The sequence below is a fragment of the Pseudacidobacterium ailaaui genome (genome assembly GCF_000688455.1).
Lineage (GTDB): Bacteria > Acidobacteriota > Terriglobia > Terriglobales > Acidobacteriaceae > Pseudacidobacterium > Pseudacidobacterium ailaaui.
Window position 1 is genome coordinate 2663596 of record NZ_JIAL01000001.1, and the last position, 24817, is coordinate 2688412.

Here is a 24817-nt window from a genome sequence, read left to right on the forward strand (position 1 = left end):
AATTTCAACAGACAAACAGGAGTTCTTCATGGCACATCCTCATGCAGCAGCGCCCACCCCCACCTCGATTCCCGGAGTTGCAAATATTGTTGCCATTGGATCCGGAAAAGGCGGGGTAGGGAAGACCACGGTTGCCGTCAATACCGCCATTGCGCTGGCGAAGCTGGGATTTAAGGTGGGGCTGATTGACGCAGATGTGTACGGTCCCAATGTGCCGACGATGCTTGGTACAGGACAACAGCCGCGTGTACTTTCCAATAACATGATTGAGCCAAACACGGCCCATGGCATCAAAGCAATCTCCATTGGCTTTATTTCTCCAGGAGACAAACCGATGGTCATGCGTGGGCCCATGCTGCATCAGATCATTCGGCAGTTTTTGCAGCAGGTGGAGTGGGGAGATCTGGATTTTCTTCTGGTAGACCTGCCTCCGGGGACCGGCGACGCTGTCATTTCTCTTGTGCAGACAGTGCCTCTGACCGGTGCCGTTGTCGTTTCCACGCCGTCGGATGTTGCTCTGCAGGACGCGCGCAAGGCGCTGGAAATGTTTCACCAGGTAAATGTCGAAGTATTGGGAATTGTGGAAAATATGAGCCACTTCATTTGTCCACATTGTCACCAGGAAATCGACATTTTCTCGAAGGGAGGGGCCGAGCACACTGCCAGACAGTTCCATGTTCCCTTCCTGGGAGCGGTGGAGCTGGATCCGGAGATCAGGATGGGCGGCGATCGAGGTCTACCGGTTGCGTTACTGGGAGAGCATTCGCCCAAGGCGAAAAGTTTTTATGCTGTGGCCCGTCAGATTGCGGACCGGGCCAAAGCACAGGCTGCCAAAAACGAAAATATTCTGGAAATCCATTGACCGCCGGACCAGGCCTGCCCCTGAAGAGCAAAAAGAAGCTTTCGCTGGGCGCGGATGCTACCGGAGGAAGTCTTCGGGTTTGTCCCTACGCCAGTCAGCGAATGCCTCTTCGATGGTGTACTGGTAACGGTATCCCATTTCCTGCAGGCGGCGTGCTTCAATGTTGGTAGAGCGGTAAAGTTTTCTCACGCGCGTCGGGGAGATTGGCTGTTTGATTCCGAAGATGCTGGCCACTCCCTCGATCGGATACGAAATGCCAAGAAGGAGCTTGCGAGGTACTGAGAAGGGCCTACGCCGGATACCCGCACTTTTGCATATAGCACTGACGTATTCCTGGAGCGCTGGAGTAGGAAACATCGAGAAATTCAGCAGCAGTTGTCCTGTATGGTGCTGCTCCAGAGCATCCAGGCCGAAGAGGAAGACATTGACCAGCTCTTTGACGTATCCTCCGGCTTTGCGGGTTTCACGGTTTCCCATGTATACGAAATAACCCTTCACCAGGCTTCGTACCAGCCGGGTGACATTTCCACCCTCTCCTGGCCCAAATACAACTCCTGGCCGCACAATCAAGAGTTTTCTTCCGGGGGCTGCAACCTGCCAGGCAATGTGTATCTTTTCAGCCACAAGCTTCGATCCACCGTAAGGAGTTTCCGGCACAGGAAGAGAGTCTTCGTCCCTGCTTTCTTCAGTGGGGCCATAGGGAGAAATAGAGCTGGTAAAGACCAGGCGCTGGCAGCCCGTGGCCTCTGCATATGCGCAGACGTGAGCAGCACCCTTCAGATTGGTTTCATAGTATTCATGGGGCTGGTGGCCCGGTTCACGATGGACAGCGGCGAAGTTAAAGATGACGTCCGGAGAAAAATCCGGTAAAGAAAATGGCTGCCGGATATCATGCTGAAGAAACCTGACCCTGTTGTTTGCAAGTCCCTGCTGTAGCTCTGTGGTGTAAGAGGCCACACGCGGCGGTGCAACGTCCACAAGGAGAATTTGTTCAGCTGTGGAGCTGCGCAGAAGACGGAGCGCAGTGTGGGTCCCGATAAATCCTGTGCCACCAAAAATAACAATTCGTTTCAAGAGAGTACTTTCCTTGGCTGGTCTGGTTTCGTGCAGACGATGTCCATTTTTATCAGAACTTCCGATTCAAGCCTGGATGAGATGGAGAAAACGGTCGGCAATGGATTCGATATTAAAGTTCCGTTCAGCATAAGAGCGGGCATTTTGACCAAAAGAAGACCTCTTTTCAGAGTCGTGCATCAATATCTGGGCCGCTGCCACAAACTCTTCACTTGAATCGGGGGAAACTACAAGCCCAGCGTGGGCCTTATGAATGACTTTAGCGGCCATATTGACGGCCGGTGCAGCCATCAGGATAGGCCTTGCCGCGCACAGGTAAGAAAGGGTTTTAGAGGGTACGGCAAAGGTACCGGCATCCTGGTCCAGAAGTGTGATGAGCACATCAGCTGCGCTCATGACCTCAGACAGTCGCTCATAAGGTTGGAACGGCTGTAAGCGGAAGACCTCGGGAGGCAGGTCCTTTGTGTTTTCCCGAAGCCAGTCTGCACCGGCACCCGCAGCATTTACAATCAGGCGGGCCCCTCCGGTCGAAGACAGATGCTGGGCAAGAGCCAGAAGCAGTTCAGGGCGGTGCTTCATACCCAGGGTACCGGAATACATGAAGCAGAATTGTTCTGCGACCCCATTTTCCCGCGCCCAGGCGTTGTCTTTGGGCATAGGCTTAATCTCATCGAGAGGCGACCAGTTTTCGATGAGATGGATCTTCTTTTCGTCGATTCCCCAGTTCCGCACGTAATCCACAAAACTGTCGGAAATACATACGACCGAGTCGGATTGACGGAGCAGCTTTTTTTCCAGGGATTCGTAGTAGGCGCCGCCTACTCCCGCAATGAGCCTCAGTTTCCTTGCCAAAACAAAGCGCACTGCCATACTGTAGACGTCTTGCAGCCAGTAGACGAATTTTGCATTGCGCCTTTTGCTCGCCTGCAGAAGGATCTTCTGTCCGTCCAGCGGCATGTTGGCGGAAAGTACGGCATCAGGACGGAACTTTTCAACAGCCTTGGCCACTTCGTTTCCATATTCAATATCCGCGGCGCGACGGCTGCGGATGGAGTGCTTGGAGAAGCTGCGCCCAATATGCAGGCCATGGATGTTCAGATTTTTGACAGAAGACCCTGTTGCAACAGCACCTTTGGGAGTTGAAGTGTTTCCGGCGAAATAAACATGCTCTACTTCATGACCACGCTTGGCTAGCTCCCGGCTCAGTTGGATCTGAAAAGGATGGCCACAAAACTCATTGATAAAAATTCGCATCCATGGACCTCAATCGTGCTTCCACTTCACGTTAAAGTGGCAACAAAACCCATCCTCACAGTTCAATCCGGATAAATTCTTTATTTTGTTGCCAAAGCAGGGCCCGCTTTTTCTTGTGCAGAGCCAGGAGTCCAGCAATAAAACTTTGAAAATTACTTCAGCTTAAAAGCTTAGGTACTTTATGTTCTAAATAAAAAGAGAAAGTCAATGAGGTGAAATAACCAGCCGCTGTGTGGGGCATGGTGTATTAAGTCTACTTTATCATAGTCATGTCGGGTGCTTTGATGATTGTTTGGTTACAAAGCCCTTGCAACCTCTTGTGAGAGTGCAAGATCACGATATACGGATCGATCCACTATCTTAAGGACAAAGGCAGTTTGATCTCCAGCCCGGTTACAAATACGGTAGGGAAGAAAGAATCCCTGAAGAGTGCGTCCCGCTATGCCTGGGTGGTAGTGGCGTACAATGTCGCTGTTATTTTGTGGGGTGCAATTGTCCGTGCAACTGGATCGGGTGCGGGCTGTGGCGAGCATTGGCCGCTGTGCAATGGCACCGTTATCCAGCATTCCCCACGCCTGGACACGCTCATTGAACTGACGCACCGCATGACCAGTGGAATTGCTTTATTGGCCATGCTGGTGCTGCTGGTATGGACGTTTTCCGTTACGGCAAGGGGCCACCTGGCACGTGTGGCCGTTAGTGCTGCTGGCATTCTTACCTTGAATGAGGCGCTGCTGGGTGCCTTGCTGGTCCTTCTTGGGAAAGTAGCGCACGACCAATCTGCCTCGCGAGCTGTCTATCTTTCCCTGCACCTTGCCAACACGATGCTTTTGATTGCTGCGCTGGCATTGACGGCACACTTTCTGTCGCGCCGCATCGACCCGATTCGGGGGCGTTTGCGCATTGATTCGCTGGGGACTGCCGTTCCGGGGATGCTGGCTACACTCTTTGTTGGTGTCAGTGGATCACTGGCAGCTTTGGGCGACACGCTTTTTCCGGCGGCCTCATTGCGTTCCGCCATCGCTGAGGACTTTTCTTCACGGAGTGCCTGGCTGATACGCATTCGCTGGCTTCATCCTACCCTTGCGGTGCTGGCAGGAGGCTTCATCTGCTGGCTGGTCTTCAGGAGTGTACAGCACAGGAGAAACCGGAGGCTGGCAATAGTTGTAGTGATGCTGCTTGCGGTGCAGTATGTTCTGGGGGTGGCGGACCTGACGCTGCTTGCTCCGGTATGGATGCAGATTGTCCACCTCCTGGGCGCCGACCTGTTATGGCTCACTCTGGTTGTGCTGGCAGCCCGCATCTGCGTGGTTCCAGCAGAGCAATAGACAGGCAAAGACGCTTCGGGGTCTGATTCAGGGTTTCAGCGTCGGCGACCCAAAACAAAATGCCCCATCCAGAATGGATGAGGCAAATACAGAGGAACCAGGAATCAATAACAGGTACAGTCTTCCTGACCACAATAGGAGCAGCAGCGCAGGACAGGGCGCCGGGCAGAGCAATCGTCCGGGCAGCCGCCGGCGATGGAAGGAATGACGAGTACCTCGTCGCCATCTTTAAACGAATACTTCTCGTTGCCCAGGAAGCGGATATCTTCCTCGTTGACGTAGAAGTTGATGAAGCGGCGCACTTGTCCGGTCTCATCGCGCAGGTGTGTCTTAAGCGCGGGAAAATGTGCTTCGATGTCCTCAATCAGCGCAGGCAGGTTTGCAGCGGTGGATTGAATCTCCTTCGCGCCATTGGTGTGCTTTTGGAATGCATTGGGCAACAAAACTCTAACGGACATCGATGCCTCCTGTTACCAGCTCGTTTAGTTCCTTGATTTCGTTGATGTAGTTTTCAAAATCGGTCAGACGCGGGCGAATGGCCTGCCCCTGCTCATAGGCGCCATGCAGAACGTCGGTCGTCTTCAGGCCGTTTCCGGTGATGCAGCTTACCGTCACCTCATCGGGCTGAATTCGGCCATGTGCGTAAAGGCGTGCAGTGACGGCAGTGGTAACGCCGCCAGCGGTTTCTGTAAAGACGCCTTCGGTTTCTGCAAGTTCCTGGATGGCGGAGACAATTTCTACGTCGGAGACATCTTCAGCCCAGCCGCCGCTCTCGCGGATGGCGCGCGCGGCATAGACACCGTCTGCGGGATTGCCGATGGCCAGTGAGCGCGCAATCGTCGAGGGCCGCTGCGGATCAATGTGGTCGGCGCCGGATTTCACGGCTTTTGCAATCGGCGAGCAGCCGGTGGCCTGCGCTCCAAAGAAGCGCACAGGCTTGTCTTCTACGAGGCCGAGGAGAACGAGTTCTTTGAATGCTTTGCGGATCTTGGTGATGAGCGATCCTCCGGCCATGGGAACGACGACGTTGTCGGGCAGGCGCCAGCCAAGCTGCTCGGCGATCTCGTAGCCGACGGTCTTTGATCCTTCCGCGTAGTAGGGGCGAAGGTTGACGTTTACAAAACCCCAGTGGAAGCGGTCGGCAATCTGCGAGCAGAGGCGGTTTACGTGATCATAATTGCCGTCTATGCGGATGAGGTTCGCACCGTAAACCTGGGTATTAAGGATCTTTGCCGCTTCAAGGTCGGCCGGAACAAGAATGTAGGTCTTCAGGCCGAGACGCGCCGCCTGGGCGGCCACGGCGTTGGCGAGGTTGCCAGTCGAGGAGCAGCCGACGGTGTCAAAGCCGAAGTCCTGCGCCGCGGCAAGGGCCACGGCCACTACGCGGTCCTTAAAACTGAGTGTAGGCAGGCATACTGCGTCGTTCTTGATGTACAGATTTTTTGCGCCAATTCTCTTGGCCAGACGCGGGGCCTTCAACAGAGGTGTCCAACCCGCAGGCGTCTGAGGGAGGTAATTTTCTGCGACCGGCAGCAGGGCCTGATAGCGCCACATATTGGTGGGACCCTGCGCAATCGTTTCCCGAGTCACCGTCTTTTTTGCGGCATCGAGATCAACCTGTACTTCCAGCGGCGAGAAACACTCGTCACAGATGGAGAGCGGCGCGTTCGCATATCGCTTGCCGCACTCCCGACAACATAACTCGTAAGATGAAGCCATCCTAGCCCTCGCAATCTGCGAGCGGCGGTTGGGAACTCTCGCCGGGATACGGCCCAGCGAGTGCAAAACTGCACGGGCACTGCGTGACGACCACTCTGATACAGCCTTACTGCTACTGCGTACTGCACTTACCTGGGATTTAGCGAGATGCGATACAACCTGCACCCCGAATCTCATGTATCCCACCCTTTTGGGTGAGCGAGAGTTGACACCGATGTCCCGAATTGCTCGGGCCGGTTGTCGTGGCGTCACAGGGCCCGTCCCTCAGCCACTCTGCATGAAATTCAGGCTCGCTCACACGGAGCAAACATGAATGATTTGTTTGTAACACAGGGAAAGAGTGAACGCAAGAGGGAAATTCAACTCGGACAAAGTTCTTGAGGTGCTTTTGAATGCGGGGAGCGGGCTCGCGACCTGTCCATGCACAACTTTAAAAGTCCGAGGTAGCAAACGAAAACCCTCTCAAGTTATGATCGTCAAAAATAACAAAAGCAAAAAGAGGTCTTTGAAATGAGCAAGATTTACATTTCATCTGCCGAAGTTGCACGCGATTTTTCCGAATATCTGACGAAAGCCCAGAACGGGGCGCAGATCGTCATTCATGATGTCACCCCGCCCGTTATGCTTTGTATTGCAGAACAGGCCGTTAGAACGTCACTGTCTGCGGCTGGGGCAGCCGAGGACAAGTCACAGACAGAGCCAATACCCGCATTGCTGAACAGCTTCCCGGCCAGTGTGGAAGCAATCATCACGGTTGCCGAATCCATTGCCCAGCGGTATGGCGTATGTGCCACAGTCATCGATGACCAAACTGCGCGTACAAAAGAAATTCTTTGTTCCCCTCCGCGCCCAGAATCGGCGACTCAATCTGGTCAATCCTCTGGCCGCCAAGCTTCTCCAGGCAACGACGTACTTTTTCCGTAGCCATCGAGTGTACTTCGGGGTCGCGCACGATGCCTCCTTTGCCAACATATTCGCGTCCTGCCTCGAACTGGGGCTTGACCAGTACAACCGCTTCGCTCAGTTGCGGGCAGGTTGCAATGACGGCTGGCAGGACCATGGCTGCTGAGATGAAGGAAACGTCCATGGCCAGAAAGCTGATACCAGCAGGGAGGTCTCCGGGTTGCAGATGGCGGGCATTGGTCCGCTCCATCAGAGTGACGCGAGGGTCTGAGCGCAGCTTCTGCGCAATCTGGCCGTGGCCAGTGTCGATGGCGATGACCTGAGCGGCGCCATGCTGCAACATGCAGTCTGTGAAACCGCCTGTAGATGCACCTACGTCCACGCAATGACGGCCCGACAGGTCAATGTTCCAGTGCGTCAATGCGGCTTCGAGCTTCAATCCGCCGCGGCCCACGTAGCGCAGGTCCTGGCCCAGAAGACGAAGTGTGGCGTCCTGTGGTACCTGGTGTCCAGGCTTGTCGAGCTTCTGCTCATTGACGAGCACGCGCCCGGCCAGGATCATGGCTTGTGCGCGTTCCCTGGTGGGTGCCAGATTGCGTTCGACCAGGAGTTTGTCCAGACGCATTTTCATGGGAATCCTGTGCGGTCACGGGAAAGTTTTCAGGGCAGAAATTGACTGCACCTCGAAGCAACGCGCCGCATCTTTTAAGATATGTCAGAACTCAATGGACAAGTTGCAGTAGTGACCGGGGCTGCGCGCGGCATCGGAGAAGCCATCAGCCGGCGTCTTGCTGCTATGGGAGCAACCGTCGTACTTGCCTCGCGAGACCTCACACAACTGGACCGCGTGAAGCTTGCGATTCAGAGCAAAGGGGGAGTAGCAGAGACGGCGCATCTGGACCTGCTGGATGAGCGGTCCGTTCAGCATCTGGCCGCCTCGATCAAGGAGCGGCATCACCGCTGTGACATTCTCGTCAACAATGCAGGCATTGGCCTCTCCGCACGGCCACTGCACGAAACTTCTCCGGCAGAGTGGGACATGATTATGGCGACAAACCTGCGAGGCCCCTATCTGATGGTCCGTGCATTGGCGCCGATGATGATTGCAGCTGGCTCCGGGCATATTGTAAACATCTCTTCCCTTGCAGGGCACAACCCATTGCCCAACGGGGCCGCCTATGCTGCATCGAAATGGGGGCTGAACGGACTGACCTATTCTCTTGCTGAGGAGCTGCGTCCGCATAACATTCGCGTTTCCGTGATAGCGCCTGGATCGGTGAATACGGGCTTCAGTGTAAGCAGTGGGAAGGATCCGGGCCGGAAGATCCAGCCAGATGACGTGGCCCATGTTGTGGCCATGCTGGTCACACAAGCGCCCCAGTCTTTTGTGAGTGAAGTCCTGCTGCGTCCGACACAAAAGCCCTAATGGCAGAAAGAGAAAGAGGCCACGCCGGGCAAACAGCGTGGCCGTCCTGAGGAGATGCTGGCAGCGAGCGCCTTATTCCTCCTCTGCGTTTTGCTGTGGTCGCAGGAGCGGGAAGAGAATCACATCGCGAATCGAGCGCGCCCCAGTCAGGACCATTGTAAGGCGGTCAATGCCGATCCCTTCGCCTCCTGTGGGCGGCAGGCCATAGGCAAGGGCGCGGACATAGTCCTCGTCCATCTGGTGTGCTTCATCGTCGCCGTGTTCGCGCTGTGCGAGCTGCTGCACAAATCGTTTCCGCTGTTCTTCAGGATCGTTTAGCTCGCTAAATGCATTGCCCAGTTCGAACCCGCCGATGTAAAACTCAAACCGTTCGACCCAGTCTGGCTCATCAGGTTTCTGCTTGGAAAGCGGCGAGACGGCAAGAGGAAAGTCGTAAATGATAGTGGGTTGGATCAGGTGGTCTTCCGCCACCGTTTCAAAGATCGTAGCAATGGTCTTGCCGCGTGGTTCGCCGCGCTTGTATTCCATGTGAATTCGGGCTGCGCGCAGACGTTCAACCAGAGCAACTGTGGACGCATCGCTGTTAAAGTCGTCCATTGTCGGTTTTGCGCCCGCTTCTTCTGGCCAGAACTCGATGATGGCTTCGCGCATCGAAAATCGCCGCCACTTCGCCAGATCAATCTCGTGCCCATCGAAATGTGTAATGCTGGTGCCATTGACCTCCTGGGCCACGTGCCGGACGATTTCTTCCGTAAGGTCCATCAGATCCTGGTAGTTGGCATAGGCCTGATAAAACTCCAGCATGGTGAATTCAGGATTGTGCTGGGTTGAAATGCCTTCATTCCGGAAATTGCGGTTGATCTCGTAGACGCGATCTAAGCCGCCTACGACCAAACGCTTGAGATACAGCTCCGGCGCAATGCGCAGGAAGAGATCGATATCGAGCGCATTGTGGTGCGTAACGAACGGGCGTGCAGCGGCCCCTCCGGCGATGGGCTGCATCATGGGTGTTTCCACTTCGATGTAGCCGCGCTGATCAAAAAAGTCACGGATGGCTTTCAGCACCTTGGCCCGTTTGATAAAGACGTCGCGCACGTGGATTTCATCGGGGCCGCCTTCATTCAGCGTGCTGTTCATGAAGAGGTCCACATAGCGCTGACGGTAGCGCAGTTCAATATCTGAGATGCCGTGGTACTTTTCCGGCATGGCCAGCATGGCCTTGGCGAGGAAGGTGATGGTTTTGACGTGAATGGTCAACTCGCCAGTGCGGGTGCGGAAGAGATATCCGGTAACCCCGATGTGGTCGCCGAGGTCGAGCAGCTTGTAGAGCAGGAAGGTCTCTTCGCCCACGTCGTCTTTGCGGACGTAGATTTGCAGACGTTCGCCATTCTGTTGAAGATGGGCGAATCCGGCTTTGCCCTGTCCGCGAATCGTCATGATGCGCCCGGCGACGGAGACATCCACACGGTTGGCCTCAAGCTCTTCTGCGGTAGCTGCACGGTATTTCGCCCATATCTCGGGGATGGTGTGTGTAGTGATGTACTGATTGGGATACGTCTGCTGGCCAAGTGCGGCAATCTGGTTCAATTTTTCGCGGCGGAGTGCAAAAAGGTTCCGCTCGAAATCGGATTCAAACACTGGGGTTGCCTCGGTAATTGTGAGTGATCGTGTAAGGACTAGTATAGCGGGCCAGCTGGCGGCCCGCGGCCATCCGCGATCGGCTTTTTCGCCATCAGCTGTCAGCATCGCTGCACCGTGATATAACAACCTTCGAGTACTCCAGGCATGGCATTCAGCAATCCACCTGAGAAAAAACAAGACGGCCACAACAGTGGCGGCATGGACACACTGCTGCGGGCCGAAAAGCTGACGCAGATTGCCGTCATCTTGCCGGCTGCGGTCTTTGTGGGCTGGGTGATTGGCGGCGCGCTCGACAAGTGGTTGCATCAGAATTGGATTTACATTGTGGGCATACTTCTGGGGGCGATTGCTGGCTTTGTCCAGGTCTTCCGACTCGTATCGAGCACAGGGAAAGAGATTCGGTGACAGAGAGCGGCAATCCAATGTTTGATTTCAGCGATGCGGACCTGAAGTCTGCCCTTCAGCGATCCCTGAAGGCGACAGCCATTGCGGGGGTCGTCATCGCCGTTGTACTCGCCATTGCATTTGGCTGGCAGACGGGAGTTCTGCTGCTGGTCGGCGCAGCGGTTTCTGTGACTGGAATCTGGGAGTGGCAGCGGCTGGTGGCCTTTATCAATGCCCGTTTGGACAATCAGAGGCCGTCGGCGGGGGCGGGCCGCGTGGTCGCTATGTTTATTCTGCGCTTAATTTTGGCTGGCGCCGCGCTTTATCTTAGTCTAAAGTATTTAAATGGATCGGTTTACGCGCTGATTGGTGGGCTGGGGCTGGCAGTCCTGGTCTTGACAATAGAAGCGGTGCGCCTGATACGGTCTTAGACGGCACGTTTTTCCCGCAGAAATCCTTATGTACGGTTTATTGATTGCATTTACCCGTCTGCTCAATGAGCTTTTTGGCGGCCTGATCACCTCAGTGGTTGACAAGCTGGGCATTCATCCAGTGCATCCGGCTGCGCCGATTCGTCCGGTTCATGCTCTGGAAATCTTCGTTGCACTGATCTTGCTGCTTTTCTTTGTGATGGTACGCCTTACCCTGAATGTGGAGCGGCCGGGCAAGATCCAGCACCTGGCAGAAATGATCCACGAGTTTGTGAATGGACAGGCCGAGGCCATCTTTGGTCATCACGGATATGAGCCACACCTTCCGTTTGTCACGACAATTCTGCTGTTTGTGCTGCTGTGCAACTGCCTGGGACTTCTGCCGCACATAGAGACGCCGACGTCGGATCCTGTCGTACCCTTGGGCATCGCCATCCTGACATTTCTTTACTACAACTTGCATGGCGTGCTGAAGCAGGGGCCAGTCGGTTATCTGAAGCACTTTATGGGGCCAATGTGGTGGCTGGCTCCCCTGATGTTTCCGATTGAGATCATCTCGCATCTGGCGCGCATCATGTCGCTGACGGTCCGACTTTACGCGAACATGTTTGCCAGCGATCTGCTGACCCTGGTCTTCTTCTCGCTGGTGCCGATTGCCATTCCGATTATCTTTCTCGGGCTGCACTTCGGCGTCGCCCTGATCCAGGCATACGTGTTCATGCTGCTGGCGATGATCTATCTGGCGGAAGCCACGGCACAGGAGCACTGAGGGGCACGCCAGGCAGGACGGTTTTTAAGGTTCCGTGACCGGAGTTTGCTTCCACTCCGGCAGAGCGGGCCGTGAGCGTGAGGGGGCCAGCACGGTGAGCCTCAACCACCCACTGACGGCATATTTTTGAGGAAGCACAAGGAGAAATACGAATGCGCAAACTGCAATATCTTTTCATGACGCTGAGCGTGCTTTGCATGGCATCGCCGGCGTTTGCACAGTCTACTGGTGGTTCGGCCCCAAGCTGGGTGCCGATCGGTGCTGGAATTGGCATGGGCATCGCATCGGGCCTTTGCGGAATCGGACAGGGGCGAGTGGCCGGGTCCGCCGCGGAAGCCATTGCCCGCAACCCAGGAGCGCGCGCCGGCATTCAGCTGATGCTGGTGCTTGGTCTGGCGTTCATCGAGTCGCTGGCCCTCTTTACGCTGCTGATTGTCTTCGCCAAGGTGAAGTAAGAAGCAGTTTGCGACAGGCAAATAAAAAATGCCTCCGGTAATCCGGAGGCATTTTCATTTCAAGGGATTTAGCTCTTTCGAGACAACTGTTCGGCCTGTAACGTCACCAGATTGCTGAGGTCGGCCTTTTCGATGCCATGGACGGTCTTGTTGTATTCATCCACTTTGCTGGACCAGTTCATAGAGCAGAATTTCGGTCCGCACATGGAGCAGAAGGCGGCCTCCTTGTAGTAGTCATCAGGAAGCGTTTCGTCGTGCATGGAGCGGGCCGTTTCCGGGTCAATGGAAAGCGCGAACTGCTTTTCCCAGTCGAAGGTGTAGCGGGCGTAACTGATGGCGTCGTCGCGGTCGCGGGCGCCGGGGCGATGGCGTGCGATATCGGCGGCATGGGCGGCAATCTTGTAGGCAATCATGCCGTCTTTTACATCCTTCTCGTTGGGAAGGCCGAGGTGCTCTTTCGGTGTGACATAGCAGAGCATGGAGGCCCCGTGCCAGCCGATGAGCGCCGCTCCGATGGCCGAGGTGATGTGGTCGTATCCCGGTGCGATGTCGGTCACAAGCGGCCCAAGCGTGTAGAAGGGTGCCCCGTGGCAGAATTCAACTTCCTTGTCTACCTGTTCCTTGATCTTGTCGAGCGGGACGTGGCCGGGGCCTTCGATCATCACCTGGACATCGCTTTCCCACGCCTTTTTTGTAAGCTCACCGAGGGTCTTCAGTTCAGCAAACTGCGCTTCGTCTGAGGCATCGGCCACACAACCAGGGCGCAGTCCGTCACCCAGCGAGAAGCTGACGTCATACTTCGCCATTACTTTCACAATGCGGTCGAAGTTCTCATAAAGAAAGTTCTGCTTGTGGTGGTGGGTCATCCACTGGGCAAGAATGGCGCCGCCGCGGCTGACGATTCCAGTGATGCGTTTTGCCACCAGTGGAACGTACTGGATGAGGACGCCCGCATGGACGGTGAAGTAGTCCACCCCTTGCTGGGCCTGCTCTTCAATCACTTCCAAATAGACGTCAATGTTCAGATCTTCCAACTTCTTGACGCGGTTGAGCGCCTCGTAGATGGGCACGGTCCCAATGGGGACAGGAGAATGGCGCAGGATGGCTTCGCGGATTTCAGGAATATTGCCACCGGTGGAGAGGTCCATGACGGTGTCCGCCCCAAAGTGTACTGCCATATGCAGCTTGCGTAGCTCTTCGTCAATGTTCGAGGTGACGGCCGAATTGCCGATATTTGCATTGACCTTGCATCGGGAGGCGACTCCAATGCACATCGGCTCCAGCTCCGGGTGGTTGATGTTGGCTGGTATGATCATCCGGCCCGCGGCAACCTCAGAGCGGATGAGTTCTGCAGGCAGCTTTTCGCGTTTGGCAACGAACTCCATTTCTTCGGTGATGATGCCCTTGCGCGCAAAGTGCATTTGCGACATATTGGTGTCTCCGGTGCGCGCTGCTTCGGCTTTGCGTTTCGCGATCCACTCCGCTCGGGGCCTGAAGATTTCTGTTGCTGACTGCGGAGCGCTGATGCCGTTGGTGCTCATAATCACCTCGTAGAAGTCGTTTTTTGTGTTAGATGTCAGATGATGAATGCAGGATGAATCCTGAAGGCGATTATAAATTCCGAGTAAAATAATTCACAGTCATGAAGAGCAATCAGGGCACGCGCATTGGTATCGCGATTCTTGTTGTGCTTGGCGCGATTCTTTATCTCGCGGTCAGCGGAGTCCAGGCCAACAAGAGCTATTACGTCACCATCCAGGAGCTGCATGGAATGGGAGACAAGGCCTATACACGCCATTTACGGGTGGCAGGGTTTGTACAGCCTGGATCCATCCAGCGCAATGGCTCCGATGCAAAATTTGTCCTGGTGGAAAACAACCTTACGCTGCCTGTGACGTATCAGGGTGAGGAGCCTCCACCGGACACCTTCAAAGACAATTCGCAGGCGTTGGCGATTGGTACATTCGGCCGGGATGGCGTCTTCCATGCCACGCAGCTCCAGGCCAAGTGTGCATCGAAATATGCTCCCGCTCAGCCCGGGCAGCAAGGCGGTGCTTTGAGCGCCCGAAGTGCCGGAACAAATTCTTCCACCACCCCGGCACCACGATAGCAAAGGGTATGGTCATGCGGCTGCCTTGGAGACCGCTTTCTGATGGTTGCTCCCTGTACACTCATTCCAGCCAATGCAGATAATCGCCCAGCTTGAGAATGTTTCCCGTGTTTATGGGACCTTTGCCGCGTTGAGAAAGGTTTCCCTTACGCTGGAGGCAGGAAGATGTTATGTCCTGCTAGGCGAAAATGGTGCGGGCAAGTCGACGCTGCTGCGGATGCTGGCCGGACTGCTGCGGCCATCCTATGGTGTGGTAAGGGTCTTTGGCAGTGCTCCGGATGCAATACGTGAGCGTATCGGGTATATGGGTCACGCACCCATGCTGTACGACGAATATACGGCCCTGGAAAACCTACGCTATTTTGCGAAACTCTATCGTTCGCGGCCTTGCCTGGAGGGAGAAGCGGCACTGCGTGCAGTTGGGCTCGATCCGGGGCTGAAGCGGCCCGTAGGACAATATTCTCAGGGGATGCGTCAGAGGGCCTCTCTGGCGCGTGTGCTTCTTCCGCAGCCAGATCTGCTGCTGCTCGATGAGCCGTTTTCCAACATGGACAGTACCAGCGTGCACCAGATGCTGGATCTGCTGAGAAACCTTCGGGCACAGCAAAAGACAATTGTTTTGACAACGCACCAGCGTGATTTGGCAGAACCCCTTGCAGATGCGCTGATTGTGCTGGCGGCCGGGAGTGTGGATGCCGTGGTCAAGAAAGGGAATGGAGCTTTTTCGATTTCGCTTTCTGCCGACGCTCCAATAGAACGACACATTCAAATCTACGGCCCCAAATGACGGTTCATAATAAACGATGAAGACAAACGCAGCACGGTATCTCGACTCTCTCGGCATACATTACGAACTGCGCAACTATGCGCTGGATGATGAGAACTTTTCCGCAATTCTTGTGGCGGAAAAAATAGGGTTGCCGCCGGAGCAGGTGTTTAAAACCCTGCTGTGCGTCACCAGCGAGAAAGAGCATATCTTCGCGGTCATTCCCGGCAATGCAGAACTGGACTTCAAGAAGCTCGCCCATGCGGCCGGGGCGCGCAAGGCAGAAATGGTTTCCCTTAAAGACATCCAGCCGCTGACTGGATATGTCCGCGGAGGTGTGACCGTATTTGGAGCAAAAAAAGATTTTCCTGTCTACGTGGACGAGACCATCGAACTTTTTGACCAAATTTCAGTGTCCGCCGGCACGCGCGGTACACAGATTCTTCTTTCGTCCACAGACTATGTTCGTGCAGCAAAGGCCGTCGTGGTCCCGCTGACGAAAGAGGCGATGGCGTGAAACTGCCATACTTCATCACGCATCTGGTAAAAGACCTGCGTCTGGAATGGCGCTCTAAAGACGCCATTAACTCCATGCTGTTCTTTGCACTGCTGGTCGTGGTGCTTTTCAGTCTGGCCTTTGATCCCACGCGGGAATCTTCTCGCCAGATCGCGGGCGGGATTCTATGTGTGGCAGCCATGTTTGCTGCTGTCTCAGCTCTGAACCAGGCCTGGGCGCGCGAGATACGACATCAGGTACTGGATGCACAGAGGATGACTCCCGCGCCATCGGCTTCACTGTTTCTGGGCAAGGCCCTGGCAAATTTTTTCTTTGTTACGGTGGTTGAACTCATTCTTGCTCCGGTATTTATCGTGTTTTACAACCTGCATGCCCTGGGCAATGTCTGGCTGCTGGCAGGCGTGCTTCCGCTGGGAACATGGGCGTTGGTGGTCAACGGGACCTTTTTTGCGGCGCTCTCCCTTCGTGCCCGTAATCGCGAGCTTCTGCTGCCTCTGCTTCTGTTTCCATTGTTCATTCCAGCGCTGCTGGCCATGGTATTGGCAACAAACTACATTCTTACCGGCGAACAAGACCCGGGTCTTTGGATCAAAATGCTCGCCGGCTATGACGTGATTTATACGACCATCTGCTTGCTTCTGTTTGAAGTCGTATTCCATGCTGAATGAGGGACGGGGTCGCCAGCTCCGCAGTCTTTCCAAGCATGGCCAGCCGATGAAGGAGACGAAGAGGTCCGCTTTCGCTCCTGGCGAGAAGACAGAGCCAAAGTCAAATGTGCCCGGTAAAACTCCGACGATCGTTACTGAAGTGTTGTTCAAATTGACGGTCTGCCCGATGATGCTGCGATCGCCGTGAAACTGACGTTTCCAAAACGGATAGCCAGTAACGCTACAGGCTGGGCATGTTTCACAAATTCATCAGACCGCGCATACACACTCCTGTGTGATCACCACATGTGTATGCCGTGTTTCCTGTGGGAATACGACAGAAATGAGGCATGTCCTTCGTATTTATTAAGGACGCAGGGCGAATGAAGCTTCGTCCATAACCCGGAGAGTTGATCCTCAGATGGCAGATAGGGACCTTTCCCTGCGACAATCAATGTATGCAATTTGTCGATTTAAAGGCGCAATACCGCAGGCTGAAGCAAGAAATTGATGCACGAATTCAGACAGTGCTAGAGCACGGCCAGTACATTTTGGGGCCAGAGGTGGCAGAGCTGGAAGAGCAGCTACGGGTGCGTATCGGCGCAAGGCACTGTATCACCTGTTCGAGTGGCACGGATGCACTTCTGCTGGCCCTGATGGCGGCTGGAATCGGCCCGGGCGATGAAGTGATTACTTCTCCGTTTACATTTTTTGCAACAGGAGAAATGATCTCCCTGCTGGGTGCGGTGCCTGTTTTCGTGGATATTGATCCGGAGACCTACAACATTGCGCCCGAAAAAATCAGCGCTGTGATTACTTCTCGCACGAAGGCCATTTTGCCCATCAGTCTCTACGGGCAGTGTGCAGACTTCGATGCCATCAACGCAATTGCACAAAACCATGGACTTGCGGTGATCGAAGATGCAGCCCAAAGCTTTGGGGCCACCTACAAAGGGCGTCATTCCTGTAATCTCAGCACCATTGGATGCACTAGCTTTTTTCCCTCCAAACCACTCGGCTGCTATGGAGACGGGGGAGCTTGTTTTACAAACGACGATATGCTCGCCCGGCGAATGATGGAACTTCGTAATCACGGACAGGACCGCCGCTATCACCATACTGCGATTGGAATCAACGGTAGGCTGGATACGCTTCAGGCCGCTGTGCTTCTGGCAAAGCTGGCGGTCTTTGATGAGGAGATCGCTGCACGGCAGAGGATCGCTGCTGAGTATGATTGCCTGCTACAGGATGTAGTCAGGACGCCTGTCGTGCGGGAGGGTCATACCAGCGCTTATGCGCAATACACGATCGAAGTTGAGCGGCGTAACGAGGTCGAGAACGCTCTCAGGCTGACCGGCATTCCCACGGCCGTCCATTATCCTGTACCCCTGCACTTGCAGCCGGCATTTGCAGCCATGGGGTTAGGCGAGGGGAGCTATCCCCATGCAGAGCGGGCCGGGATGCGGGTCCTCAGCCTGCCCATGCACCCCTATCTTGATAGGGACCAGATCGTGCGGATTGCCCAAGCCGTGCACGATGCCGTGAAAGCCTGTTCCGCGTGACCGCCTTCGGGAACATAAAAAATTACCACGTACATAGATTTTGCATTGACAGAGTGGGCCGAGAAGAGAAGAATCACATCAAACATTTCTGCCAGGAAATGTTTTGAAGGGCATTTATCTGATGCTCCAGTGTTTTACCACTCGCGACGTCCTTCATCTCACTGGCGTCTCAGCGCGCCAGTTGCAGTGGTGGGACGAACAAGGCGTGGTGGTACCGAAACGCGAAGGTCGCAAACGCATTTATTCGGCAGAAGACCTGATTGAAATTCTCGTGATTGAAGAACTTCGGCGCCGGCAGATCTCCTTGCAGCAGGTGCGGCGCGTTCTGCGTTTTCTGCGCAAGGAGCTACGTTTACGTCTGGCAGACCTTGCTCAGGGCAAAAGGGAGCATCACTTGTTACTGAGCGGCCGGCACATCTACCTTGAATCAGACTCCCACCAGATCATTGATCTCATGCGCAACACCAGCCAGCCGATGCTGTTGATATGTTTAACGGATGCAGTGAAGCATCTCCGAATGGATTTGAGGCAGGTTCTGGCCCAGGCCCCGAAGAAGACCGCAGGTCCGGCCAGAAGCAAAAGGAGGGCACCGGAAAAAGCACAGACGGCGTAATTCCAGAATTCAGTCTCCGTAACAGAACCAGGAAAGCAAATCCAAGGAGGGCATGATGTCAGCTGAATTGCAATGGCTTGAAGAATGGATACCAGAACAGATGGAGCCGGGAACACTCTTTGTGCTGGAAAATGCTGGAACCATGGGGGATGCACGGAACCCTTATTGGGCCGTGCTGGCCTGTCCTCGCTGTGGCTCTCTTGGACTGATTACCCGCGGGCAGTTTGGTGGGCTTGAATCCATTATTTGCGGTAGCAATCATTGCTCGGCAGAGTATTTCCTGTATGGGGATGAGATTGAATACCGAAAGCCCCATTAATGCCAGCAAGGTTTCTGAGCAGGCAACTCCGAGGGAAAACCGGACATCACCTAAGTCCGGTTTCCCCGAATCTCAGCGGATCAACGCCTCCGCTGGAAGCAATAGGTAATTCCTCCTGAGATGAGAGGATAAGTTTTCAAGGGTTCCAGATCATTTCTGTATTTGGTGACTTGGGCACGCAGATTGGCCTGTACCGTAGGGTCGGTAGCTACGTTCACGCAGTTCTGGCCATTGCTGTCACATACCTGGCCGGAGGTCAGCGCCATATCAAAGGCCGGGGCCCCGATAAAGGCCACGCCGATCTCAAAAGGAAACGAAAACTGGCCCTTATGCGGAATCATATTGCCCCATCCTGTGGTGATGGTAAAGGCAGGGTTGTGGGTATGCAGGCCAGCAGTCCCATTCCCCCGTACCGGATCAGAGCCGGATGAGTAGTAGGTATAGCCGTTGAGGGAAAAGCTGGTGCCCGGCTGTGCGGTAAAGGTGGCCTCCGCACCGCTGTCATTGTAGAAAAGAATTCCAGGACTCAACTTCCAGCCATGTGCTGCAAAAGGGAAGTAATCAACAGAGATTCCTGCAGAACTTAAATGCAGATGGGCGTCCACATTGAACCCGTTGGTGGAAATGTTATTGTCGGTAAAGCCAAAGACGCTGCCGGAGGCCCGGAGATTCAAATGTGGGCTTAAATAGCTAGCGGTTTGCATTCGGATGCCGAGCGTAGAGAGGTCCACCCCGACCGCAAAACGAGAAAATGGGCGGGGGGCCGTGATGGCGGAGGCAGGTGTCTGTCTTGTGATTGGTGTGCCGGAGGAGATGGAAGCAGCTGAGGAGGCGTTGACCGCAGGAACCTCATCAGCGAGTTGTGCGGCCGATGGCAGTGAACCAAGACAGAGTGTCATTAAGGCAAGCGCCAAGATCGCCTGCACCGAGCGAAGGGGGAGGATACGCATGTGTGCTCCAGTTAGCCAGGGTGAAACAAATACACAGACAGATATGCTTGCTAGGGATATCGGCTGGATTGTCTCGGGATATGAGAAATTCTACTTAATTTCATTCCATCTGTGAAAGCGAGGTCGGGGAAATCTGCTGTGATGGAATCAAAGTTCTTTGCAATAGCACAAAATCAAGCACGGTCCGCCAAGTGGACGGGGATTTTTGCCGCATCAGGGAACGAATATGGCAAGATTCGCGTAAAGCAAGTCTATGCGGGTCATTGTTGACGACATTCGCTATGGGTTAAGGCAATTCAGAAAGGCCCCCGGATTTACGATCACGGCCGTCCTGACTCTGGCGTTGGGCATCGGAGCCACCACTGCCATTTTTACTTTGATTCATGCTGTCCTGCTCAAGTCGCTGCCGGTAACACGGCCCGAGGACCTGATACGGGTTGGCAATGAGGAAAACTGCTGTATTAACGGCGGAATGCAAGACAATTGGTCGCTTTTCTCCTTTGACCAATACAAGCTGTTCCGGGACAACAATCCTGAATTTCAGCAACTGGCCGCCTTTCAAGCGGGGCGGGACCAAATCAGCGTGCGCCGGCAGGGAAGCAGCCAACCGGCGGAAAGCTTTATCAGTGAATTTGTCTCTGGCAATGCATTTGATGCGCTAGGTATTCAGGCCTATGCGGGGCGTCTGCTGCAACCCTCCGACGACCAGAAGGGCGCCGCCCCGGTGGCTGTGATGAGCTTCCGTACTTGGCAGCAGAAATATGGGCAGGACCCTTCGATTGTGGGTGCCAGCTTCATGATCAATGGATTTCCTTACACGCTCATCGGAATTGCTCCGCCGGGGTTTTATGGCGACCGGCTGGCTGATAATCCTCCGTCCTTCTGGCTTCCTCTTTCCAGTGAACCGCAAATTGATGGGGTCATGGCTGTTCTGGACCGTCCGGACTTGGACTGGCTGAACCTTCTGGGCCGTATCCGGCCAAACACAAACCTGAAGCAACTGGAGGCCAGAATGCAGGTACAGTTGCGACAGTGGATGCTGAGTCCTCAAAGCAAAGTGCGGCAGAATGACCGCTCACTGATCCCCAAGCAGACACTGCATCTCTCTCCAGGTGGTGGCGGTGTCCAGACCATGCGCGATCAGTACAAAGACGGTCTGCGTCTGCTGATGTGGATCTCCTCATTTGTCCTTTTAATTGCCTGCGCAAACCTGGCGAACCTGATGCTGGCGCGGGCGGCCACTCGGCGTCAGCAGACCTCAGTGCGCTCTGCACTGGGCGCTCCACGGACCAGATTAATCCGGCAGGCGCTAACGGAAAGCGTTGTGCTGGCTGTTCTTGGTGGCTTGGCTGGACTCGCTGTGGCCTACGGCGGGTCCCGGCTGATTCTTCATCTGGCTTTTCAGAAAAGTTTTGTGCCGATCGATCCTGCTCCGTCTCTTCCAGTGCTTGGATTTGCCTTTGCGGTTTCCCTGCTGACAGGAGTGCTTTTTGGCGTGGCCCCTGCCTGGATGATGGTCCATGCCAGCCCAATTGATGCGCTGCGTGGTACAAACCGCACGACCGCGCAGGGAAGTACGATGGCCCAGAAGTCTCTGGTCGTACTGCAGGCAGCCATCTCATTGGTGCTGCTGTGTGCTGCCGGCCTGCTGACGCAGAGCCTTCGCAATATGCAGAACCAGCATTTTGGTTTTGAGACGCAGAACCGCTACATTCTGCATATCGATCCGCAGATGGCCGGCTACAAGCCTGAGCAGATGGATGCTTTTTATCGTGAGCTGCATGATCTTCTGGCGGCCATTCCCGGCGTGAAAAGCGTGGCCTATTCTCTCTACAGCCCTATGGAAGGCAACAACTGGGGTACTGGGGTCTTTCTTGAAGGGCAGGCACCTCCGCCTCCCGGGAGCAATGACAACAATACTTCCTGGGTACGGGCCAGTGCGGATTACTTTGCGACCATTGGAACCAGGATCATTCAGGGACGCGGTCTAACACTGGCCGACACAGAGTCATCGCAGCCAGTCGCGGTCGTCAACAAGACCTTTGCCAAGAAGTTTTTTAAAGACGGGAATGCGATTGGCAAGCATTTTGGCATTGATGGTCCCGAGCACACTGGCACATTTGAGATTGTGGGAGTGACGGAAGATACCCAGTACTGGGGACCAACAGAAAAAATCCGCCCTATGTTTTTTCTCTCTGCTCATCAGTGGGTGAAATACACCGATGCAGACATGAACATGTTTGAAAAAGTCTCCCATTCCAAACTGGATTCTGTGGAAATTCAGACCGCTGGCTTTGTTCCCGGTCTGGAAGCTCAGGTCCGCCGCGCCATTGCGCAGGTAAATCCAGACCTGACCGTGATCGACTTCAACAGTTTTGCTGATCAGGTAAAGGGAAACTTCAACCAACAGGCCATGATTGCGCGGCTCACATCTCTTTTCGGTCTAGTGGCCTTGGCGCTGGCTTCTATCGGACTGTACGGGGTCACGGCTTATTCGGTTGAACGGCGCACAAGCGAAATCGGCATTCGAATGGCCCTCGGGGCGGACCGCCTTGCTGTGCTGAAACTGGTCCTCCGTGGAGCATTCCTCCAGGTCATCATCGGGCTTGCGATTGGGCTTCCCGCAACCATTTTGGGAGGGCAGGCACTTTCCAGTCTGCTCTTCGGTATCCGGCCCTATGACCCAGCCGTATTGCTCATCACAACGGTCATTCTGCTGGGTTCTGCTTTTCTGGCCGCCGTCATACCGGCACGCCGGGCGGCCAGTACAGAGCCGATGCAGGCGTTACGCATTGAGTAGGACGCGGTCGAAGATCGCGTCCACATTTTTAAGTTGCCGCTCCAGAGCAAAGGTATGTTCAAGCTTTTCTGGACTTAGCTTTGCGGTAATTTCCGGATCATTTTTTACCAGATCGCGAAAGACCAGGTCTTCCTTCCATGCGCGCATGGCATGTTTCTGCACGAGCCGGTATGCATCTTCGCGTAACATTCCAGCCTCAGCAAGATCGAGCAATAGTTGTCCACTAAAGATCAATCCGCCGGTGCTTTGCAGGTTCTTCAACATGCGCTGGGGAAAGACCAGTAAGTTCTCAACGAGGCTTGCTGTTTTGACCAGTAAATAGTCTGTCAGGATCGTTGAGTCCGGGAAAATGATGCGCTCAACCGAAGAGTGGGAGATGTCCCGTTCATGCCAGAGCGCCACATTTTCATACGCGGCCTGTGCATTGGCCCGCACTACGCGCGCAAGTCCGCTGATTTGTTCTGATGTAATCGGATTTCGCTTATGCGGCATCGCAGAGGAGCCCTTCTGCTTTTCAGAGAAGTATTCTTCTGCTTCCCGCACTTCCGTCCGCTGGAGATGGCGGATTTCCACGGCAATCTTGTCCAGGGTTGCAGTTATGATTGCTAGGGCAGAGATGTATTGCGCATGGCGGTCCCGCTGGACCACCTGGGTCGCGATGGGGTCCGGTTTCAACCCGAGCTTTTCGCAAATGCGCTCTTCGTGTTTAGGACTTAGATGGCCGAAGGTACCCACGGCGCCGGACAGCTTTCCGATCCGCATTTGTTCCGCTGCAGCATCAAACCGCTCCAGATTACGGCGCATCTCCGCATACCAGTTCAGCAGCTTCAGCCCAAAGGTAGTGGGTTCAGCATGAATGCCATGCGTGCGTCCGATGGTCGGCGTGTGTTTGAATTCAATGGCGCGCTTTTTGAGGACTTCCATAAGGGCCAGAAGGTCCTGCCGGATGAGGGCAGAGGCTTCTTTGACCAGAAGGGCCAGAGCAGTGTCTACCACATCATTCGAGGTAAGCCCATAATGCAGCCAGCGCGATTCCGGCCCAACGTTTTCCGCCACGGCAGTGGTGAAAGCGATTACGTCATGCCGGACCTCCGCTTCAATCTGTTGGATCCGCTCTACTGAAAATTTTCCTCGCTCGCGGATGGCCCTCGCTGCTTCCTGCGGGACGATGCCGTCTTCAGCAAGGGTTTCACTGGCTGCCACCTCTACGGCCAGCCAGGCACGATATTTGTTTTCTTCGTTCCAGATGCGGCCCATCTGCGGACGGGTATAGCGGGCGATCAAAGACAGCCTCCTTGAAATCACTTTCTTTTAGTGTAATGAAACCATCCAGGAAAACTGGGCAGAAGAGTGCAGAGAGGGGGCCTGGCACGGGAATGTACCAGGCCATGGAAGCGCTCCTATCCGACGAAATCCACCTTCACCGGATGAGGGATGATGCCGCGTTCGTGTCCCAGAGTGAGGAGCTTGCGGATGGCCTCACGTCCATCTTCGCCGTAGTTCAGTGTGCGCTCATTCACGTACATGCCGACGAATTTATCTGCAAGATTGGTATCAAGGTCGCGCGCAAACTGCATGGCGTAGGAAAGCGCCTCTTCACGGTGGTCCAGCCCATGCTGGATGCTGTCGCGCAGGGCCTGTGTGACTTTGAGCATCACGTCCGTACCCAGAGAGCGCCGGATGGCATTCCCCCCTAGAGGCAGGGGCAGTCCTGTTTCCTCGCGCCACCATTGGCCAAGGTCAATGATTTTATGCAGACCGTTATGCGCATAAGTAAGCTGGCCCTCGTGGATGATGAGTCCAGCATGGTAGTTCCCAGCCAGTACCTCGGGAATGATCTTGTCGAAAGGAACAACAGCCGTCTCAATTTCCGGAGCAAAAAGTTTCAGTGCCAGGAAGGCAGTGGTCAGTGTGCCGGGGACGGCGACTTTGACCTTCTTGATCTCGTTCAGAGTAAAGCGCTGGCTGGCTACAATCATTGGGCCATACCCTTCTCCTACGGAGCCGCCACATGCCATCAGCGCATAGTTGTCCTGAATGTAAGGATAGGCATGGAAGGAAATTGCGGTTACATCGTAAAAGGCCTCTTTCATGGCCTTCTGATTCAGCGTTTCAATGTCGCAAAGTGTGTGGGTGAACTTGTAGCCATTCACGCGGATTTTGTTCGTCGCCAGCCCATAAAACATAAATGCGTCGTCAGAATCAGGGCTATGGGCGATGGTGATCTCACGTATCCCGGCGGATTCAGCGGATGCGGTCACTGCGAAAACTTTCCTTTCTACTGCAG

25 protein-coding genes and 1 riboswitch are annotated in these 24817 nt (G+C 54.7%); of the genes, 15 read left to right on the top strand and 10 right to left on the bottom strand.

All coding sequences use genetic code 11. The annotated features are described in order from the left end of the window. Positions 1-28: 28 nt before the first annotated feature. Positions 29-862 carry an Mrp/NBP35 family ATP-binding protein gene (locus N655_RS18680; RefSeq protein WP_049961398.1) on the top strand — a complete coding sequence of 278 codons (834 nt, stop codon included), beginning with the start codon at positions 29-31 and terminating at the stop codon, positions 860-862. A gap of 57 nt (positions 863-919) precedes the next feature. On the opposite strand, the gene N655_RS0111920 is transcribed toward N655_RS18680, so the two are convergent. Together N655_RS0111920 and N655_RS0111925 are read right to left on the bottom strand one after the other, a co-directional pair. Then, positions 920-1936 carry an NAD-dependent epimerase/dehydratase family protein gene (locus N655_RS0111920; protein ID WP_026443175.1) on the bottom strand — a complete coding sequence of 339 codons (1017 nt, stop codon included), beginning with the start codon at positions 1934-1936 and terminating at the stop codon, positions 920-922. A gap of 66 nt (positions 1937-2002) precedes the next feature. After that, on the bottom strand, positions 2003-3190 hold the full coding sequence (locus N655_RS0111925; protein ID WP_026443176.1) for a glycosyltransferase family 4 protein: 1188 nt from the start codon (positions 3188-3190) through the stop codon (positions 2003-2005). 377 nt (positions 3191-3567) lie between these two features. Between N655_RS0111925 and N655_RS0111930 the strand changes: the two genes are divergently transcribed. Further along, a complete protein-coding gene (locus tag N655_RS0111930; protein WP_238324706.1) occupies positions 3568-4518 on the top strand; it encodes a COX15/CtaA family protein in 951 nt (316 codons plus the stop codon). A 104-nt stretch (positions 4519-4622) separates the two neighbouring features. On the opposite strand, the gene N655_RS18685 is transcribed toward N655_RS0111930, so the two are convergent. The 3 genes from N655_RS18685 to N655_RS0111945 form a co-directional block, all read right to left on the bottom strand. Further along, positions 4623-4976 (bottom strand): MoaD/ThiS family protein, encoded by a 354-nt coding sequence (locus N655_RS18685; RefSeq protein ID WP_081823696.1) that lies wholly within the window; start codon positions 4974-4976, stop codon positions 4623-4625. Further along, positions 4966-6237: a threonine synthase gene (gene thrC, locus N655_RS0111940; protein WP_026443178.1), complete on the bottom strand. Its 1272-nt coding sequence runs from the start codon at positions 6235-6237 to the stop codon at positions 4966-4968. Before thrC ends, N655_RS18685 begins: the two co-directional genes overlap by 11 nt. A gap of 170 nt (positions 6238-6407) precedes the next feature. Continuing rightward, a riboswitch (SAM riboswitch) is annotated at positions 6408-6521 on the bottom strand. Between the two features lie 512 nt (positions 6522-7033). Further along, positions 7034-7771 carry a TlyA family RNA methyltransferase gene (locus tag N655_RS0111945; RefSeq protein ID WP_044934557.1) on the bottom strand — a complete coding sequence of 246 codons (738 nt, stop codon included), beginning with the start codon at positions 7769-7771 and terminating at the stop codon, positions 7034-7036. Positions 7772-7852: 81 nt separating this feature from the next. On the opposite strand from N655_RS0111945, the gene N655_RS0111950 reads away from it, so the two are divergent. Then, entirely contained in the window at positions 7853-8566 is a 714-nt protein-coding gene (locus N655_RS0111950) for an SDR family oxidoreductase (RefSeq protein WP_026443180.1), read from the top strand. A 72-nt stretch (positions 8567-8638) separates the two neighbouring features. Here N655_RS0111950 and lysS read toward each other — a convergent pair whose 3' ends face one another. Continuing rightward, positions 8639-10204, bottom strand: coding sequence for a lysine--tRNA ligase (gene lysS, locus N655_RS0111955; protein ID WP_026443181.1), 1566 nt, complete (start codon positions 10202-10204; stop codon positions 8639-8641). 201 nt (positions 10205-10405) lie between these two features. Here lysS and N655_RS0111960 point away from each other — a divergent pair, with 201 nt between their 5' ends. The 4 genes from N655_RS0111960 to N655_RS0111975 all read left to right on the top strand — a co-directional run bounded on the left by N655_RS0111960 (position 10406) and on the right by N655_RS0111975 (position 12246). Further along, positions 10406-10612: an AtpZ/AtpI family protein gene (locus tag N655_RS0111960; RefSeq protein WP_238324707.1), complete on the top strand. Its 207-nt coding sequence runs from the start codon at positions 10406-10408 to the stop codon at positions 10610-10612. Continuing rightward, positions 10609-11022: an ATP synthase subunit I gene (locus N655_RS0111965; RefSeq protein WP_081823698.1), complete on the top strand. Its 414-nt coding sequence runs from the start codon at positions 10609-10611 to the stop codon at positions 11020-11022. The genes N655_RS0111960 and N655_RS0111965 overlap by 4 nt, the downstream gene beginning before the upstream one ends. Positions 11023-11050: 28 nt before the next feature. Further along, entirely contained in the window at positions 11051-11791 is a 741-nt protein-coding gene (gene atpB / locus N655_RS0111970; RefSeq protein WP_044934560.1) for a F0F1 ATP synthase subunit A, read from the top strand. Between the two features lie 152 nt (positions 11792-11943). After that, complete coding sequence (locus tag N655_RS0111975) at positions 11944-12246, top strand: ATP synthase F0 subunit C (RefSeq protein WP_026443185.1); 303 nt, start codon at positions 11944-11946, stop codon at positions 12244-12246. Between the two features lie 68 nt (positions 12247-12314). Here the strand turns inward: N655_RS0111975 and thiC are convergent, their stop codons facing one another. Next, positions 12315-13787 (bottom strand): phosphomethylpyrimidine synthase ThiC, encoded by a 1473-nt coding sequence (gene thiC / locus N655_RS0111980; RefSeq protein WP_026443186.1) that lies wholly within the window; start codon positions 13785-13787, stop codon positions 12315-12317. Positions 13788-13888: 101 nt separating this feature from the next. Here thiC and N655_RS18690 point away from each other — a divergent pair, with 101 nt between their 5' ends. From N655_RS18690 to N655_RS0112015, 7 genes are all read left to right on the top strand, one after another. Then, on the top strand, positions 13889-14356 hold the full coding sequence (locus tag N655_RS18690) for a cytochrome c maturation protein CcmE (RefSeq protein WP_044934562.1): 468 nt from the start codon (positions 13889-13891) through the stop codon (positions 14354-14356). Positions 14357-14429: 73 nt separating this feature from the next. After that, positions 14430-15143 carry a heme ABC exporter ATP-binding protein CcmA gene (gene ccmA, locus N655_RS18695; RefSeq protein WP_069955827.1) on the top strand — a complete coding sequence of 238 codons (714 nt, stop codon included), beginning with the start codon at positions 14430-14432 and terminating at the stop codon, positions 15141-15143. Positions 15144-15159: 16 nt separating this feature from the next. Continuing rightward, the gene (ybaK, locus tag N655_RS0111995; RefSeq protein WP_026443187.1) at positions 15160-15639 is read left to right on the top strand and encodes a Cys-tRNA(Pro) deacylase; all 480 of its coding nucleotides are present in this window, start codon (positions 15160-15162) and stop codon (positions 15637-15639) included. Then, positions 15636-16307, top strand: a complete 672-nt coding sequence (locus N655_RS0112000) for a heme exporter protein CcmB (protein WP_026443188.1) — start codon at positions 15636-15638, stop codon at positions 16305-16307. The genes ybaK and N655_RS0112000 overlap by 4 nt, the downstream gene beginning before the upstream one ends. A 437-nt stretch (positions 16308-16744) precedes the next feature. Further along, the gene (locus tag N655_RS0112005) at positions 16745-17848 is read left to right on the top strand and encodes a DegT/DnrJ/EryC1/StrS family aminotransferase (RefSeq protein WP_026443189.1); all 1104 of its coding nucleotides are present in this window, start codon (positions 16745-16747) and stop codon (positions 17846-17848) included. A 121-nt stretch (positions 17849-17969) separates the two neighbouring features. Continuing rightward, complete coding sequence (locus tag N655_RS18700; RefSeq protein ID WP_044935841.1) at positions 17970-18461, top strand: MerR family transcriptional regulator; 492 nt, start codon at positions 17970-17972, stop codon at positions 18459-18461. Positions 18462-18513: 52 nt separating this feature from the next. Beyond that, the gene (locus N655_RS0112015; protein ID WP_238324708.1) at positions 18514-18780 is read left to right on the top strand and encodes a hypothetical protein; all 267 of its coding nucleotides are present in this window, start codon (positions 18514-18516) and stop codon (positions 18778-18780) included. A gap of 80 nt (positions 18781-18860) precedes the next feature. On the opposite strand, the gene N655_RS0112020 is transcribed toward N655_RS0112015, so the two are convergent. Further along, positions 18861-19730: a hypothetical protein gene (locus N655_RS0112020; protein WP_155987582.1), complete on the bottom strand. Its 870-nt coding sequence runs from the start codon at positions 19728-19730 to the stop codon at positions 18861-18863. A gap of 253 nt (positions 19731-19983) precedes the next feature. Here N655_RS0112020 and N655_RS0112030 point away from each other — a divergent pair, with 253 nt between their 5' ends. After that, a complete protein-coding gene (locus N655_RS0112030) occupies positions 19984-22530 on the top strand; it encodes an ABC transporter permease (RefSeq protein ID WP_044934566.1) in 2547 nt (848 codons plus the stop codon). Here the strand turns inward: N655_RS0112030 and purB are convergent. Beyond that, positions 22516-23814, bottom strand: a complete 1299-nt coding sequence (gene purB / locus N655_RS0112035) for an adenylosuccinate lyase (protein ID WP_026443194.1) — start codon at positions 23812-23814, stop codon at positions 22516-22518. The genes N655_RS0112030 and purB overlap by 15 nt on opposite strands. Before the next feature lie 116 nt (positions 23815-23930). Further along, positions 23931-24791, bottom strand: coding sequence for a menaquinone biosynthesis family protein (locus N655_RS0112040; protein ID WP_026443195.1), 861 nt, complete (start codon positions 24789-24791; stop codon positions 23931-23933). Between the last annotated feature and the right edge of the window lie 26 nt (positions 24792-24817).